The 16760-nt window shown below is 35.5% G+C and carries 13 protein-coding genes and 1 pseudogene; 8 read left to right on the forward strand and 6 right to left on the reverse strand.

What is annotated here, in order from left to right; all coding sequences use genetic code 11:
• Positions 1 to 426: 426 nt before the first annotated feature.
• Complete coding sequence (locus JR312_RS04135) at positions 427 to 801, forward strand: TrbC/VirB2 family protein (protein WP_006279664.1); 375 nt, start codon at positions 427 to 429, stop codon at positions 799 to 801.
• Here JR312_RS04135 and JR312_RS04140 read toward each other — a convergent pair.
• Together JR312_RS04140 and JR312_RS04145 are read right to left on the reverse strand one after the other, a co-directional pair.
• Positions 777 to 1775, reverse strand: coding sequence for a pyruvate dehydrogenase complex E1 component subunit beta (locus JR312_RS04140; protein ID WP_151807867.1), 999 nt, complete (start codon positions 1773 to 1775; stop codon positions 777 to 779). The two genes, JR312_RS04135 and JR312_RS04140, sit on opposite strands and share 25 nt — an antisense overlap.
• Before the next feature lie 547 nt (positions 1776 to 2322).
• Positions 2323 to 3423 carry an ATP-binding protein gene (locus tag JR312_RS04145; protein ID WP_138264985.1) on the reverse strand — a complete coding sequence of 367 codons (1101 nt, stop codon included), beginning with the start codon at positions 3421 to 3423 and terminating at the stop codon, positions 2323 to 2325.
• 714 nt (positions 3424 to 4137) lie between these two features.
• On the opposite strand from JR312_RS04145, the gene JR312_RS04150 reads away from it, so the two are divergent.
• Together JR312_RS04150 and JR312_RS04155 are read left to right on the forward strand one after the other, a co-directional pair.
• Positions 4138 to 4404 (forward strand): hypothetical protein, encoded by a 267-nt coding sequence (locus tag JR312_RS04150; protein ID WP_416647800.1) that lies wholly within the window; start codon positions 4138 to 4140, stop codon positions 4402 to 4404.
• Positions 4405 to 4522: 118 nt separating this feature from the next.
• On the forward strand, positions 4523 to 5785 hold the full coding sequence (locus JR312_RS04155; protein WP_256440138.1) for an MFS transporter: 1263 nt from the start codon (positions 4523 to 4525) through the stop codon (positions 5783 to 5785).
• A 40-nt stretch (positions 5786 to 5825) separates the two neighbouring features.
• Here the strand turns inward: JR312_RS04155 and JR312_RS04160 are convergent, their stop codons facing one another.
• From JR312_RS04160 to secG, 3 genes are read right to left on the reverse strand one after another with little or no spacing between them, the layout of a single operon-like run.
• Positions 5826 to 6233, reverse strand: a complete 408-nt coding sequence (locus tag JR312_RS04160; protein ID WP_010962617.1) for a nucleoside deaminase — start codon at positions 6231 to 6233, stop codon at positions 5826 to 5828.
• Between the two features lie 25 nt (positions 6234 to 6258).
• Positions 6259 to 7863, reverse strand: coding sequence for a CTP synthase (locus tag JR312_RS04165; protein ID WP_416647801.1), 1605 nt, complete (start codon positions 7861 to 7863; stop codon positions 6259 to 6261).
• On the reverse strand, positions 7863 to 8183 hold the full coding sequence (secG, locus tag JR312_RS04170) for a preprotein translocase subunit SecG (protein ID WP_010962615.1): 321 nt from the start codon (positions 8181 to 8183) through the stop codon (positions 7863 to 7865). Before secG ends, JR312_RS04165 begins: the two co-directional genes overlap by 1 nt.
• Before the next feature lie 144 nt (positions 8184 to 8327).
• Here secG and JR312_RS04175 point away from each other — a divergent pair, with 144 nt between their 5' ends.
• Complete coding sequence (locus JR312_RS04175) at positions 8328 to 8843, forward strand: gamma carbonic anhydrase family protein (protein WP_010962614.1); 516 nt, start codon at positions 8328 to 8330, stop codon at positions 8841 to 8843.
• A 50-nt stretch (positions 8844 to 8893) separates the two neighbouring features.
• On the opposite strand, the gene JR312_RS04180 is transcribed toward JR312_RS04175, so the two are convergent.
• Positions 8894 to 10186, reverse strand: a complete 1293-nt coding sequence (locus JR312_RS04180; RefSeq protein ID WP_416647802.1) for a coiled-coil domain-containing protein — start codon at positions 10184 to 10186, stop codon at positions 8894 to 8896.
• A gap of 249 nt (positions 10187 to 10435) precedes the next feature.
• Here JR312_RS04180 and JR312_RS04185 point away from each other — a divergent pair, with 249 nt between their 5' ends.
• From JR312_RS04185 to JR312_RS04200, 4 genes and pseudogenes are all read left to right on the forward strand, one after another.
• Positions 10436 to 13030, forward strand: coding sequence for a valine--tRNA ligase (locus JR312_RS04185; RefSeq protein ID WP_416647803.1), 2595 nt, complete (start codon positions 10436 to 10438; stop codon positions 13028 to 13030).
• A gap of 66 nt (positions 13031 to 13096) precedes the next feature.
• Positions 13097 to 14473 carry an AAA family ATPase gene (locus tag JR312_RS04190; RefSeq protein ID WP_416647804.1) on the forward strand — a complete coding sequence of 459 codons (1377 nt, stop codon included), beginning with the start codon at positions 13097 to 13099 and terminating at the stop codon, positions 14471 to 14473.
• Positions 14474 to 14649: 176 nt separating this feature from the next.
• Positions 14650 to 15768 (forward strand): coiled-coil domain-containing protein, encoded by a 1119-nt coding sequence (locus JR312_RS04195; RefSeq protein WP_182282615.1) that lies wholly within the window; start codon positions 14650 to 14652, stop codon positions 15766 to 15768.
• A gap of 168 nt (positions 15769 to 15936) precedes the next feature.
• Positions 15937 to 16760: pseudogene (locus JR312_RS04200) on the forward strand (hypothetical protein); the annotation flags it as partial.

Here is a 16760-nt window from a genome sequence, read left to right on the forward strand (position 1 = left end):
AATGTAAGTAATTAGCCAACCACGGGGCTTCTTTTGCCTTTTTTTTCATTTGGTAAATTTCTTAATGTTTATGGCTAAACGACAACCGTCATCCCGCTACTTGTTAGCTGATGAGATACCGCGGCGGTATGACGTAGGACTGCTGTCATCCCAGTGCTTGACACTGGGATCCAGTTGAGCTATTTCAACAAAAATACTGCATTTGAGATGAACGTTCCAGACTTATTTACAAATATAACAATTAAAGTCTGGATTCCAGCGTCAAGCACTGGAATAATATCGTTTACTATGTCTATATTACAATATTTGTGCAGTTGTGTATCAACTACTTTTGTGGCACCGTTTGTTATTCAATCTTTATGCTAGTTTTACTAAAAATTATAGTATTTTAGGTATAATTGCAATATCTAAATTTAAGGTATAGAGATGAACCCTAGGAAAGTTTTTAATATTCTTTTTATAGTATTATTTATTTCTTTTTCTCATGTTGGGAGTGCTGCCGCTGACACTAATACTGATACAACTGCTCAAGTAATATGTAACATTATTGGCTACGTTTGGGGAATAGGCGGACCGCTTATGACCGTAGTGATAATAGGTGCAGCTTTGCTTGCGATATTTGGTAGAATGCCATGGCCAGCTCTTTTTGCACTCGGTATATTTTGTGCTGTATTTTTCGGTGCTAAAACTATCGTCATAAAAGTAATGGGTGGTATAGGCGGCACTGGAAATACTTCTTTGATGGACCAATGCGGAACAGGAGACACAAAAAAGAACTATTTTTTTCTAAAACAGACCTGATGCACGGCTTCAACTATATCTTCCACTTGCGGTAATGCTTTTTTTTCTAGATTTGCAGCGTAAGGTAAGGGGATGTCCTTGCCAGTTACACGTACAACTGGAGCATCAAGGTAGTCAAATCCTTGTTCCATAACAACGGCTGACAGCTCTGCTCCTATTCCTGCAAATGGCCATCCTTCTTCTACACTAACTAACCTATTAGTCTTCTGAATAGAGTTAATAACAGTTTGAGTGTCAAGTGGTCTTAAGGTTCTGAGGTCAATAACTTCAGCTTCTATACCTTTACTCGAAAGTAAATCTGCTGCATTTAAGGCATCCATTAATTTTAATGAAAAAGCAGTGATAGTTACATCCTTTCCTTCCCGTATAACAGCAGCTTTGCCTATCTCAAGTAGATAATCTTTGTTTGATAGCTCAGAGTCAGAAACTTCATGCTCATGTCCATAAGCTATTTCGTTTTCTAGAAATATTACCGGATTAGGGTCACGAATTGCAGCTTTAAGCAGACCTCTGCAATCGGAGGCAAAATAGGGTGCTATTACTTTTAACCCCGGTATATGCGAATACCAAGCTGCAAAGCATTGAGAATGTTGTGCAGCAACTCTTGCTGCAGCGCCATTTGGTCCACGAAATACTATAGGGCATCCAAGTTGCCCACCTGACATATAATTCGTTTTTGCTGCGGAATTCACAATTTGGTCAATAGCTTGCATAGAAAAATTAAAAGTCATAAACTCAATTATTGGCTTTAATCCAGCAAATGCCGCTCCAACAGCAAGGCCAGCAAATCCATGTTCGGTAATAGGCGTATCAACTACTCTGTTTTCTCCAAACTCTTTCAGTAATCCTTTCGTTACTTTATAAGCACCATCATACTCTGCAACTTCTTCACCCATGATAAGCACATCAGAGTCGTTTTGCATTTCTTCTCTAATTGCTGTGCATAAAGCTTCTCTTACACTTAAGGTTGCCATTTATAAACTTTTATAGACTTTAACTAAAGTAACTATATCAGAATTACTGGGGGTAAGTAAAGTGTACAAATTAAGTTTTACAAACATCATGACCAACTCATTCCAAAAAAAAATCTTCTCACGCTTGCTGGTTTTGGTTGCTAAAAATGATTGTATTGCTTGTGTTTTTAATAATATATACTGCTAAGTTAATAATAATTCACTTGGGAATAACAGAAAAATACATGATAATTTTATATTTCAAATAGAATAAAATCCTTTTTATTGATACTGTCTTTTTTTGTAAAAAACATTCCTAACTTTTCCACCACTTTTTCTGGCTAAGGTCAGTATAACTTTTGCTTGAAATAACTGTTTATATGGTGCAATTTACAGCTTTTAGTTGCTAAAATTATAACTCTTAATTTAATAATTTTAATCCAATAAGCTTTCAGGTTAATAAAATTAAATTATTTGAGTAAATGCAATACCATGTCTTTATTTGTGGGTAATAATAAGAATAACGAAGGTTGGCTCAGCTACACTTCTATAATTTCAATTTTTATGTTTACCGTATAAAAGAAGTTTCTTCTATCTGTGTCTTCGCGTTTGAAACTAACTTTATTCTATCTCTTTCTTGTTCTGGACTTAACCTGTGAAGCGCGTAACTGAAATCTTCCTCACTCACTATAAGCCGTCTTTGCGCACCAGCGCTAATTTTTGCTTCATTCACTAATTGCTCTAACTCAGCCCCAGAATAGCCTTCAGTCTTGTCTGCAATGTCTTGGAGGCTTAGCTTTTCATCAGTTTTTGTACCTCGCATATAAAGTGCCAATATCTTTTGTCTCACCTCTATGTTTGGATTAGGGACATAAACCTTCTGACCTAAACGTCCAGGTCTAATAAGTGCTGGATCTATACCACCGATAAGGTTAGTTGCACCAATTACTATTATATCTTTTCTGCTCTTAAATCCATCTATTTCAGTTAACAACTGTGTTAAACTCTCTCGACAATGGTAAGCTGAGTTATTAGCGGTACTTCTTTTTTGTGCAACTGCATCTATTTCATCTATAAAGACTATACAAGGAGAATATTTTTTTGCTATTTTAAAAAGCTCGCGTACAGCATGTGCACCATGACCAATATATACTCCAATAAGTTCAGGACCTGAGATGCTTATGAAATTCATATTTGATTCACCTGCAATTGCACGAGCGATAAGTGTTTTACCATTTCCAGGAGGGCCATATAATATGTAACCTCTTAGTGAATTAATACTTTTATTTCCAAACAGCTTGCGCATTTCTTCTGTCATTTGGTCACAGCAAATCATCTGCAACCGTTGTTTTAAGGAGTCATCAATTATAGCATCAGCAAATGTTATTCTTTTATCATCTGAATTAGCTAATTCTATCGATATAGGCAGCTCTACTTCCTTTAGTTTGCTGAATACTTGATCATATACAAACCAAACAATAAAAAGGAGAACGACAAGTAACACACAAGGCATAGCTTCACTAACATAATGTGCAGCTAACTCATACCCTTTACTAAGCAACATTGTATGCATATAGGCAAACAAAAAAGCGATAGAGACAATAGTTGCCACGCATAGTAAACAGATTGAAATTCTTTTTAGTAATTCTGAAATTTCAATTTTTTTCATCTTAATACCTTATACCAATTTTAAACTAAGAATAATTTTATCTAGCTTACCTATTTTAGCTTGATTAGAGCGTTCAGAAAAATTATCAAGTACGTACTTTATTAAATACTAAAAACAATATATCACCATATTGTCACATACATCTTTAAAGTTTACCAAATTCATTTTCAAAAAACAAGATTTTATTATTAACCCGAATTCTGGATTAGATTTTAGGTAAATTATTGAAAGTCTTGAATTTTACTAAATTAGTAACTAGTCTTAAAATGCTTACTGCTTTATCGTAAATGCTAAAACAATAAGCTATTGATATTCTTGTTTTTTTTAATCTCCAATCCAGAATTCGGGTTAAAAACGCTAACTTGTATCTTCAAGAAGTAAGACATAATAGCTCTAAAATGTCTTGCAAGGAAAGGTAAAGCTGAACGCTAACTTATGCCAGAAAAATACCGTCTTGTTTGCCTTTTTGAGTAGTATCATCTTATTTTTCCTGTAAATTTTGTTTATAACGCCTAAGATTTACGATATTTTAATCCCGGTAGAATATCTTATAAAATCAGATTATATGTTATACCTATGGAAATAGATAACTTTCAGCAATATTACAACCAAGAAGAAATGAAGACAGTAACATTAGCTCAAATTTATAAAGACTTGGTAATAAAGATATTCGATATAGCCACAAGCAAAATGTAAGCTACTATTAATGGTATTATGGAAATAGCACCAACGATACCACCTACTATACCTACTACCAGAGGTGACGGAGTAGTAAGGCTTAATATAATAAGTAGGAGAGATATAATTGATAGTATTATAGAAATTACACCTACTGTTTTCAGAAGAGATAGAAATCCTTTTGAATCTAAGTGTTCTTTAATTCCCTTAAATAATATAAAGAAAATGCTTATACACATTATAGCACAAAGTATTACTGCTGCTATTTTTATTATAGCTGCTGCTATAAGTGCTGCTAAATAAGCTATATTCATTGCAATTATCACACACCATAATAAAAAAGTCAACTCCATATGTTTAGGTTGTAAAATCCCAAAAAGCAGCCAGAATAGAATAAGCAAACATTTACGAATTGAATTTAGTGCAAACAAGGGTGTTGATATCAACCATACTCTGCAGAATCGCAATATGGTATGACTACATGCTTTTTATTGATTTGATTAACATAATCAGCAGAGAGTTTTGTTTTGCAAAAGATGTCTACAGTAACATACTGCAATTATTTGGAATTGTAGGGCTAGGTGCAATTGTAAGGCCACTTGGTGCATTCATATTTGGTCACGTTGGTGACAGGTATGGAAGGAGGATAGCATTAATAATTACTATCTTGCTAATATCGATACCATCAAGTCTCATTGCATTTATTCCAAGTCACAATCAAGTAGGTATAATTTCTACTATATTGCTTCTTGCAATCCATATAACACAAGGAATTGCACTTGGTGGTGAACAAGGAAGTTCTGTTTATCTTATAGAGCATTTATCCAGTAGGAAAGAGAACTTAGGGATGTATTTTGGAATGATGGGTTTTGGTCGCTCCATTGGCGTCTTGCTTTCTGCGGTGATAGTGATTATCTGCAAAAAAACTACTGATTTTTGTACCTGGGGTTGGAGATTGCCATTTATTTTCTCAGCTATTTTAGGATTAATTAGCGCGTATAGCATATACACATTGGGAGAAACTCCAGCATATGAAAAAAATCGAAAACAAAGAAATTTACCTGATTTGCCAATAATAGAGCTTATAAAACGCCACAAGAGAGCTCTTATACTTGCTATTTTAATATCTGTACCTGTTAATGTTGCTGTTGGATTTACCATATTTCTTCGAACTCTCGCAAAGGAAATAGCATCAGTGGATGTTTATGTAACAACATATATCAACGAAATTGTATTGATTATAACCAGTGTATTAATGCCGATATCTTCAATAGCGTTTGGAATGTTGGCTGATAAAGTTGGAAAAGAGCGCACTGCAATCTTATTTATAGCAATTACAATGGCACTGTGTTGTCCTGCGTTATCTATTGCATATTACTATAAAAATTATCTTGTGATTGCGTTGAGCGTAATGGTTCTCTCTATAATAGAAAGGGGTATAGTTCCCATAGGAATAGTTGCATCTGAACTCTTTCCTACCAATGTTAGATTTAGTGGTGTGAGCTTATCACGCAATATCTCTTATGCGTTACATGGAGGATTTACTCCTATGGTTTGTATTTGGTTGACTGTAACATTTCCTCAAACAAACCTTGCTGCTGGGCTTTATATAGTCTTCTGCTTGTTGATCAGTGTGGTAGCAATATTGCAAATAAAACCGCAAGATAAAAATTTTGATTTGTGAAAGTTCTCAGTTTTCTCTTAGATTTATACCGTAACCTAAATTAGGTCCTTAGTTTCTCAAAAAAATCCTTTAACAAAAAAGAGCATTCTATTTCTAATATCCCACCATAAACTTCAGGTATATGGCTGCAAAATTGAAATATCTTAGCACCATTTTCAATTCCTCCACCTTTTGGATTATAAGCTCCAAAGTACAATCGTTTAATTCTGGCAAAGGAAATAGCTTGAGCACACATCGGACATGGTTCTAATGTTACGTACATATCAGCATCACAAAGCGTGGGAGTTGAAAATGCTTGTCTGATCGCTAACATCTCTGCATGTGCAGTTGGATCGCTGGATATATTGTGTGCAGAAGAAATGATATTGTCTCCACTCACTATTACAGCACCTATGGGCACCTCATCATTTTTTTGAGCGAGTTTGGCTTGCTCTATGGCAAGCTCCATATATTGATACTTAAACACTAGGCACTTATTTCTTATCAATTGCTGCTTTAACGAACGACACGAAAAGAGGATGAGGAGAAAACGGCTTTGATTGAAATTCTGGATGAAACTGCACACCAATAAACCACGGATGACTCTCTAACTCCACTGCCTCTATGCACGTTCCATCTTCTGATATGCCACTGCATAGCAGCCCATTTTTTTCCAAATCATCTTTATAATCTGAATTGATTATGTATCTATGCCTGTGTCTTTCTGAAATAGTAGTGTTACTATATGCATCCATCATTTTAGAGTTTGCATTTATATTACATTTGTATGCCCCAAGTCTCATGGTTCCACCAAGATCGTCATCTTGATCGCCAGCTAACTTAACGATTGGATGTTTACAGTTACGAAATTCTTCAGAGTGTGCATCTTCAAGCTTAACAACATTACGAGCAAATTCAATAATTGCAAGCTGCATACCAAGGCAAATTCCGAAAAATGGGATATTATTTGTACGGGCATAATTTATTGCTAATATTTTACCCTCTACTCCGTCATCACCAAACCCCCCTGGAACAAGGATTGCATGAGAATTCTGTAATTTCTCTCCTATAAGTTTTTCATTTATAGGTTTTTCTTCCTTCTCTCTTGAGTTAACCCAATTTATCTTTACTTTGACTTTATTACTAATCGCACCATGATTTAATGCTTCAACCAGTGATTTGTATGCATCAGGGAATTCGGTGTATTTTCCCACTATAGATACAGTAACTTCCTGTGTTGGGTGCCTTATGGAATGCACTATTTGATCCAATTCAGTCAAGCTTGGTTTTGGCTTACTTAAATGAAAGTGCTCCAAAATTTGCGTATCAAGCCCACATTGGCTATACAACACCGGTAACTCATATATATGACTCACATCAGGGGCAGGTATCACATTGGATAAAGAAACATTGCAAAGCTTAGCTATTTTCTCTCTTTGATTATCGAAAATTTCTTTCTCACTGCGGCATAATATAATATCTGGTTGTAACCCCGCGGAATTTAACTCTCGAACTGAATGCTGCGTTGGTTTTGTCTTTAATTCTTGCGCTGCGGTAAGATATGGTATTAAAGTTAAGTGAATAAGGATAACTCTTTGTTTTCCTAATGTGTAGTTAACTTGACGTATAGCCTCCAAAAATGGTTGGCTTTCAATGTCACCTACAGTTCCGCCTATTTCACATATTACAAAATCTAAACCTTCCGTACCATTAAAAATGAACGATTTGATCAAATCTGTCACATGAGGAATGACTTGCACAGTTTTGCCCAGATAATCACCACGCCTCTCTTTCTTCAATAACTCATGATATATCTTACCAGTTGTTATATTGTCATCTTTTGTTGCTTTAATTCCAGTAAAACGCTCATAATGCCCAAGATCCAAATCAGTTTCAGCACCATCCTCGGTCACAAATACCTCTCCGTGCTGAGTTGGGTTCATTGTCCCAGGATCAATGTTGAGATACGGGTCAAGTTTTCTGATACGGATCTTAAAACCGTGAGCTTGAAGAAGCGCACCAACGCTTGAAGCAACTAAGCCTTTACCAAGCGATGACACAACTCCACCTGTAACAAAGATAAATTTAGCTTCCTTCATTAATTTTCAAATGGAACAGAAGTAGGTTCACTTTCTTGCTTTTTTTCTAATATAATTTTCTCTGCAATCGATTTTTTATGTACGTCTTTTGAATATAATCCTGACAATAGCAATGTGTTTATAATAAACAATCCAGCAACAATAGCCGTTATTCTGCTGAGCGGGTTTTCAGAAGATTTCACTGGAATCATCGAATTGACCCCCTGTTGTGTATTACTAAAACCACTTAACGAACTACTTCCAGGCGGCTGCAAGAGCACTAAAATTACTAACACAACAACCAATATTATTTGAAATATACTTAATACCGCTACTGACATTATAGATAGGGCTGAAAATAAAAATCTTAGCAGTACAAAGCACGTAAGTCAAGAACATCTGTCACCCAAATAACTTGAAATCTAAGTATGTATTTACTGCTTACCTTATTTTGATTAACATATGCATAAGACTTTGGGCTTAATATGTATCACATTTTAAAATATAAAGATTATGAACCAAAAATAGACGAAAGTGCTTTCATCGCAGGTGGTTCGCATATCATAGGTAAGGTTGAAATAGGAAGAGATGCAAGCATCTGGTTTAATTGTGTAATCAGAGGGGACGTTGGATCAATAAAAATAGGTAATGGAACAAATATTCAAGATGGAACGGTAATTCATGTGGATAGAAACCCAGGTGGTGACACAATTATTGGCAGCATGGTAACAGTGGGACATTTTTGTGTGTTGCACGCATGCACGGTGCATGATAAGGCGTTTATTGGTATGGGCTCTACCGTGATGGACCATGCAGTTGTGGAGCCTGAAGCTATGGTAGCTGCTGGCTCACTGGTAACACACGGAAAAGTGATAAAAAGTGGGGAAATATGGGCTGGCAGGCCAGCAAAATTCTTCAAAAAAATGTCGAATGAAGAAATTAAACATATTACACAATCAGCACAAAATTATATTATGCTAATGAAGGAATATAAAAACTGAAGTTCGCGTCAAGTGTTTTACTTGACACGTACATTTCGGCTTAACCCTTGTTACTTCTTTTTCCCATTCTCATTTACTTCTTGTGCTTTTGCCCCATCTACTTGAGTACTAGGTAATACTGCATATGTAATACCACCGGCTACGAGTGCAGATGCTACTGCTATACCAATCATTACTAACATCTCTAACTTAACTGTACGTTCAAGTGCAGTAAATGCTATCAGTCCAGCAGCAAGACCCATACCAACAGTAGCAGTGTACCGTGCTCCATTGCCTTGTTTTGGTTGCTCAGTTGTTTTGCTTTTATCTTCTAGTTTTCTATTTTTCTCCTCAGCTTCAGTCAATCGATTTTGTAAGTCTTTTGTTTCATCCTTTTTGGCTTTTAACTGAGCAGCAGTATCATTTGGTGCTGCTTGCAACTGCTGAACTTGATCTTTTAATGCTATTATTTCATTCTCTTTGGCTTTTAACTGAGCAGCAGTATCATTTGGTGCTGCCTTTAACTGCGCAACTTCATCATTTAGTTTATTTATTTCATCCTCTTTGGCTTTTAACTGAGCAGCATTTGGTTGGTTGTTTAACTGTGCTTCTAAATCTTTTATTTTATTTGTTAGTGTTGTTTTTTCACCCTCTAACTTCGTAACAGCAGCATCTGGTTGAGCTTTTAATGCTGTCATTTCATTCTCTTTCTCTGTTAACTTTTGCTGTAACGCCACAGCATCTAATGCTTCCAATTCTGTTATTTTAGCATTTTTCTCTTCTAACTGCTGCTGCAACGCTGTAGAATCTATTGCCTTTAGTTTTTCCACTTCAGCTTCTAAGTCTTGTTTTTCCTGCTGAGCTGTGTCCAATTGATCTTGTAATTCTTGTGTTTTAATTCTCAATTCCTCCTCAGCTTTCTTCTTTGCAGCTTCTAATTCTTCATTTTTCCCCTTTAACTGCTCTTCTGCAGCTTCCAATTCTGTTATTTTAACATTTTTCTCTTCTAACAATTGTACTGTGGGATGGAAAGATAGGGCTTTTACCATAATCTCCTCTTTCCCATCGTTAAAGCCTAACAGATTTTTCATTTCTTCTAGGCGACTAAAATATTTGCCACCCTTTTTCCCAACGGATTTTACATTCATGATTGTATTATCTCCTAGTTCTTCTTGAGGATAAGAACCAGTAATATATAGTTGTTGATCATTTAGCGTACAGCCCACATAAAACTTGTCATCAATTATAGCACCACTCTTATCTACGTTTTTATACTTTTTAAATTCTTCATAATCATCTTTTTTTATAACAAGCACTATTTTATCATCGGCAAACTGTATTGTACCATTCTTTAAGCTTAGCATAACGAACCTCAATTATAATTTAACATTACATAATACCCTTAGAACCTAAGGTCAAGTAATATTTTTATCATAGCATAGAAAATTTATGTTCGTAAACAAAAAATTTTGGCGTAAAATTGCCGTAATTGTGCTATAGCTAAAGTAATTTAGGTTTACCGACCATCGTCATTCCGCTGCTTGTTAGCGGGATCTAGAGATACCGCGGCGGTATGACGTTGCTAGCTTAAAGTTTAAAATTGAGAAATATTTATGTTAAAAGAAAAATACGGCTTTAAAGAAGTTGAAGACAAATGCAACATATTGTGGGAAGGCAGTAAAGTTTACAGGTGGAATGGTGAAAAGGATAACACTTTCACTATAGACACACCTCCACCGACAATATCGGGTAAATTGCATATTGGCCATATATTTAGCTATTGCCACACGGACTTTATTGCAAGGTTTCAGCGCATGCTGGGAAAAGATGTGTTTTACCCAATTGGGTTTGATGATAATGGGCTTCCCACTGAAAGATTGGTTGAGCAAACCTATAAAACCCGCGCAAAAGAAGTTGGCAGGGAAAAATTTATAGAGATGTGCCATGAGGTTATTGAAAAATCAAAGCAAGAATTCAAGGAACTATTTAAATCGGTCGGCATTAGTTATGACTGGGATTTGGAATATCACACGATCAGCAAGGAAACTGTGACGCTTTCACAGATGTCGTTTATTGATCTATATAATAAAGGGTATGCATATAGAAAAATGCAGCCCATCCTTTGGGACCCGGTTGATAAAACAGCAATTGCGCAAGCAGAAATAGAAGATAAAGTTTTTGAGTCATCCTTAAATACGATAGTTTTCTCTACTGAAGAAAATGAGCAGATCAACATTGCAACTACGCGACCTGAGTTACTTCCAGCATGTGTTGCAGTTTTTTGTCATCCAGAGGATGCGCGCTACACCCATCTGATCGGAAAAACAGCCGTGGTGCCGATCACAGAGACAAAAGTTCCAATAATAGCTGATGATAAGGTTAAAATAGATAAAGGCACTGGGCTTGTTATGTGCTGTACGTTTGGTGATGAACTCGACATATATTGGCAGCAAAAGCATAATCTACCGATGAAAATTATCATCGATCAGGATGGGAGGATGAGCCTTCATTCAGTACATGGTCAGAAGGAAGAAATATGGATCCCAGTGTCTGGGCACTGGGATGACACCATAGGGGCTACTGGGATGACAGGAGAAAGGGCTACTCAGATGACAAAGGAAGGTGGGTGTGATCAGAAAGAAGAATGGATCCCAGTGTCAGCTACTCGGATGACAGACGATATACTAAATGAAATAAATGGATTGAAAGTTACAGCAGCAAGAAAGCGGATAATCGAAATCCTAACTGAAAAAGGACTTTTGGTAGAAAGCACTAACATTTCTCATTCTGTTAAGTGTGCAGAAAGATCTGGTGCACCACTTGAGATATTGCCTACTTATCAATGGTTTATCAAGACCTTAGAGCAAAAAGCTCAAGTATTAGATAAAGTAAAAGAATGCAATTGGCACCCAAGCAATATGCGTAAACGCATGGAAGTGTGGATAGAAGGGCTAAATTGGGACTGGTGCATCTCAAGGCAGCGCTATTTTGGTGTGCCATTTCCAGCGTGGTATTCCAAGCGTAAAGGAGAAGAGGGCAAAATCATCCTAGCTGAAATAAAGGCCCTACCTATAGATCCATCGAAAGATTTACCAAAAGGGTATAGCAAAGAAGAAATTATCCCAGATCAAGATGTAATGGATACTTGGGCCACAAGTTCAATTACTCCTCAACTAAGTGCACTGGCAGTAAACAGTGAGTTTAGCTTACCAAATTATCGCTATGATACGATATTTCCTGCAGATCTGCGCAGCCAGAGCCATGAGATAATAAGAACTTGGGCTTTTTATACTATTTTAAAGGCACATTATCATGCAAATTCTTTACCTTGGAAAAACATTATGATCAGCGGTTGGTGTTTAGCAGATGATAAGAAAAAGATGAGTAAATCAAAGGGTAACATCATCACTCCTCATGTAATACTTGAAACTTATGGAGCTGATGTAGTGCGCTATTGGGCAGCGAACTCAAGGCTTGGAGTTGATACAGTCTACTCTGAAAATACATTCAAAATTGGCAAGCGCCTCGTTACAAAACTTTGGAACGCTAGCAAGTTCGTTTCCATGTTCATGGAAAAGCATCAAGTGATGAGCATAAATTCTGCTCACGAGACAATGGATAAGTGGATATTGTCTAAGTTATACAAAGTTATAGAAAGAGCAACAAATAACCTATTACAGTTTGAATACTGCGAAGCTTTGGGCGCAATAGAGGAATTTTTTTGGAAGGATTTTTGTGATAGTTACTTGGAGTTAGTAAAAAAACGTGCGTACGGAAGCAGTGAAGCAACCTTAAGTGCAAAACAAAGCTTGGCGTATGTGTTAAATGTTATTTTGCGGTTATTTGCACCTTTCTTGCCATACATTACAGAAGAGATATACCACCAGTTGTATAGTTATAATTCTGTACACAATCAAAGTAATTGGCCAAGCAAAGAAGAACTTATCTACGATAAATATTCAGAGGAAATGGGAGATAATGTTATTCAGATATTAAACATTATCAGAAAGATAAAGGCAGATAATAATGTATCAGTTAAGCATCTGATAAAAAAGTTGATGATAAAAGCAGATCTACGAGAGGATAAGTTGGATCAATCCGCACAGAATGATTTGCAGGCAGTTTGCAATGCGGAAACGATAGAGTGGATGCAGTCTGAGCTTGAAACTGAAGACGAGAAATACATAGTGAATATAGATTTATATTGATTTTTATAGCTTTACTTCCTTTAATATCCATGCTATTGTAATCATTATTAGTATGAGGGAATAATAATGGGGGATTTATATAATAAAGCCAATGCACCGTATCTTATAGCTGGTGCTCTTGCTACTTTGGTATTGCTTGCGTCTGGGACACTTGCCGTTGCCCCTTATGTTGAGTTCTTGTCTTCAGTTGCAGCCTTTAATGTAGCTCTTCCTGTTGCTTTGAGTTTGTCTATACTTTCTGTTCTGGTGCTTGTACTTTCATGTAAAATGATCAGCCAGAATAAAAAGCTTGATGCACAAAAAGCAGAACCTAATGAAAAAAATGGATTAGCTAAAGAGCAAGAAAATATAATACAAAGCTTAGAGCCTCAAATCAAAGAGCTAAATAAGAGGCTTAGTAGTCAGTACAATGAGATTGAAAAGCTAATTGCTAGTGCTGCAACAAAAGATGAAATGGAAGAGCTAAAGGCAAAGATTGCTAGTGCTGCAACAGAAAGTAAAACACAAGAAAAGATTTTTATGAAATTTTGCGCAAAAGGTGAAAAAAGAGGGAAGAAAGCATTTGAGGATTTTATATTTATAAAAGAGATAAAAACAAAATTAGTAAATATTTATGAATCAATAAAAAATAATATTAATATAGTGTCTTCAGCAAAATCAGGTGATTCAGAAGAAGAGCAAGAAAAAATACAAAGAGGATTCATTTTTCACGGTCCAGGAGGAACTGGTAAGAGTTCAATTGTTGAGGCGATTGGGGATCAGCTGATATCTCTAACTACATTTATAAAAGTTTCTGGAGCTGATTTGCTTGAAAAATCAAATATAAATGAGCTTTTTAATAAAGCAAACGAAAACGCTCCTTGTATAGTTCTTATAGATGAAATCGACAGCTTTGGCAAGGGACGCACTGATGCCAATCGAGTACCTTTAAATTATTTTTTCACTAGATTCGATGAAGCTGATAAAGGTGTGACGGTGTTTGCTACAACTAATGTTAGTCTGCAAGATTTAGATGCATCACTTGTTAGGGGAAGTCGTTTGAGTAGTAAACTCAAGTTTACTATGATAGAAGGAAGTATACTTAAGAATATACTGAAGGATGGTCTGAATGAAAAATTAAAAAATAAAAAGTACAAGCATGCTATCTCAAGAATTTTAAACGAAACAACACTTACAACACTCTCTATCTCAGCAGCAGATGTGGAATGTTTTATAAATTATATAGTTGAAAAGTTAAACAACAAGATTGGAACTTCTGCTTATACTATAATTAAAGATTTTTGTATTAAATATAATATTGGAGAGGTGTCGAATAAGCAGACTAACAGGAAAATTGAAAATTCTATAGGAGAATCACAGCAATACACATCCAGACCATCACATAAGCTGAATGACGCTTTATGTGATTCTGGATATACCAGTATGTTCTACCCCGATCAATAGCTAACTAGACTTATAAGTACAATGGTACACTCGATACACAAGGTCTAAGTCATTTTTTAGCTAGCAGACTGAAGATGGGAAGTTTGTTGTAGGTGCAGCACTATAATTCCTCCACAGATAAGAGAATTTTAATAAATATATACAAGACTGCTGAACGTGGGGGGAGGAGGGGAGTAATGAGCAATTTGCTTAGTGAGGCTAACACATTTTATTTTATAGCTAGTTCCTTAGCTACTCTTACGTTACTTACATCTTTAGCGCTTATTGTAACTTCTAATGTGCCTCTTCCTCTAATTCTTGCTTTAGCTACATTATCTATTTTGGTGCTTGCACTTTCATGTAAAATAATTAGTAATAATGTAGAATTGGAAGCAAAAGTAAAAGGTCAGTTAGAACATAAGGAGGAGATGCTTTCTCTTGAACACCAAGAGTTACGTGATGAAAATACAAGATTGAATGAAAAAGTGGATTCTTTAATGGAGGAATTGTGTCAATGCAAATTAGAAAGTGAAAAGAATAAGTTATGTTTAAAGTCAGAATATGAAGATGAGTTACGCTTAAGATTGGAATATGAAGATGAATTAAACTTGGAATTAGAACATAAAAGTAGGGAAGCTTCTTCTCTGCGTACTCAATTAACTATGTTAAGAAAAAAAGTAGAAGTAGAAGAAGTAAAACAATTAAAAACTTTAGAATCGGAAGAACAACATGAGAGCTCAGAAAGCGACATAGAAGAATTAGAGAAGAAGTTATGCCAGTCGGAAAAGGAAAAGAAAGAATTAGAAGGTAAAGTTAGTGATGAACGTCAAAAGCGCACTGATCTTGAAAGTAAAGTTGATAAATTGTGTACAAAGGAGAAAGAGTACTTATCTAAAATTAAGGAGCTGGAAAAGGAGTCATTATCTTTACAAAAAGAAGAGAAAGAATCTGATAACACATTAACAACAGTGAATGATGATCGCGATAATAAGGTGAAAGAATTAAACAGTTCACTTTTGAAGCAATCCTCTCAAATAGAACAACTTCAAAAAGCTTTATTGGAAAAGAAAAAAGAAGAAGTGCTTTTTTTGCAACGGATGATAGAATATGTAACAGATGAGGTAGAAAAATTAGTAAGGGAAAATGAAGTGATCAGAGATGATGATAAAAAAGTAATATTACAAGTGATTCAAGCAACAAAGTCTGTGTTAGTAGAAGAAGCTGCACAATATTTGCCAGGCGAAACTTCTGTTCCTTCATTTGTGGAAGATCCTGGATATACCAGTGGATGTTCTACCCCGATCAATAGCCACTAGACATTTTGAGTACAGTTGTACACTGGATACATAAAACCTTAGCCATTTTTAGCTAGTAGACTGAAAAAGGAAAGTTTGTTGTAGGTGCAGCACTATAATTCCTCCACAGATAAGAGAATTTTAATAAATATATACAAGACTGCTGAACGTGGGGGGAGGAGGGGAGTAATGAGCAATTTGCTTAGTGAGGCTAACACATTTTATTTTATAGCTAGTTCCTTAGCTACTCTTACGTTACTTACATCTTTAGCGCTTATTGTAACTTCTAATGTGCCTCTTCCTCTAATTCTTGCTTTAGCTACATTATCTGTTTTGGTGCTTGCACTTTCGTATAAAATAATTAGTAATAATAAAAAAATAGAGGTTGAGAGAAATAAATTCGCTCAGAAAGAGCAAGAGTTAGAAAATAAAATAACTCTAGGAAAGGAAGCTGAAAAAGCTGCAAACAAAGAAGTGGAAAAATTAAAACATGAATTAACTCGAGAAAAGCAAAATTTAGACAAGAGAGCAAAAAGATTGGATCAGAAAGTAAATGAGTCAGAAGTTGAGAGAGAATCTCTTCTTGAAGAAAAAAAATCTTTAGAGAAAAAATTAGAAACAGCAAAGAATCGTACGTTTGAAATAGACAATGAATTGGACAAAACAAGAAAGGAAATAGGTAAGCTTAATGAGCAGGAAGAGAAATTAAAACTTGAAATCTCATGTTTAAAGAAACAGTTGGAAGAAAGAAGTAGATTTATTGCAAAGCTGAAGATGGAAGTGGATGATAATAAACATTTAGAGCTAGAGAATAAGGGGTTAAATGATAGAATAGAAACGTTACGTGAAGTACAAAAGGCACTACGTGAGAAAAAACATGAACTTAGTGAAAAAGTAGAGGCATTGAATAAGGAAAAAAATAAACTTTCTAAAGAAGTAGAGGAATTACGTGAAGAACAAGAAAGGCTGCATGCAAACTTAGATAAGCTACAATGTAAAATTAAAGAGGTCAA

It is taken from the genome of Wolbachia endosymbiont of Nasonia giraulti (assembly GCF_048054155.1).
Classification (GTDB): Bacteria; Pseudomonadota; Alphaproteobacteria; order Rickettsiales; family Anaplasmataceae; genus Wolbachia; species Wolbachia pipientis_C.

Bases quoted from the DNA above. Each gene is read 5' to 3' on its own strand.
- JR312_RS04135 (WP_006279664.1), top strand. From the start codon at position 427: ATGAACCCTAGGAAAGTTTTTAATATTCTTTTTATAGTATTATTTATT.
- JR312_RS04140 (WP_151807867.1), bottom strand. From the start codon at position 1,775: ATGGCAACCTTAAGTGTAAGAGAAGCTTTATGCACAGCAATTAGAGAA.
- JR312_RS04145 (WP_138264985.1), bottom strand. From the start codon at position 3,423: ATGAAAAAAATTGAAATTTCAGAATTACTAAAAAGAATTTCAATCTGT.
- JR312_RS04150 (WP_416647800.1), top strand. From the start codon at position 4,138: ATGGAAATAGCACCAACGATACCACCTACTATACCTACTACCAGAGGT.
- JR312_RS04160 (WP_010962617.1), bottom strand. From the start codon at position 6,233: ATGGAGCTTGCCATAGAGCAAGCCAAACTCGCTCAAAAAAATGATGAG.
- JR312_RS04165 (WP_416647801.1), bottom strand. From the start codon at position 7,863: ATGAAGGAAGCTAAATTTATCTTTGTTACAGGTGGAGTTGTGTCATCG.
- secG (WP_010962615.1), bottom strand. From the start codon at position 8,183: ATGTCAGTAGCGGTATTAAGTATATTTCAAATAATATTGGTTGTTGTG.
- JR312_RS04175 (WP_010962614.1), top strand. From the start codon at position 8,328: ATGTATCACATTTTAAAATATAAAGATTATGAACCAAAAATAGACGAA.
- JR312_RS04180 (WP_416647802.1), bottom strand. From the start codon at position 10,186: ATGCTAAGCTTAAAGAATGGTACAATACAGTTTGCCGATGATAAAATA.
- JR312_RS04185 (WP_416647803.1), top strand. From the start codon at position 10,436: ATGTTAAAAGAAAAATACGGCTTTAAAGAAGTTGAAGACAAATGCAAC.
- JR312_RS04190 (WP_416647804.1), top strand. From the start codon at position 13,097: ATGGGGGATTTATATAATAAAGCCAATGCACCGTATCTTATAGCTGGT.
- JR312_RS04195 (WP_182282615.1), top strand. From the start codon at position 14,650: ATGAGCAATTTGCTTAGTGAGGCTAACACATTTTATTTTATAGCTAGT.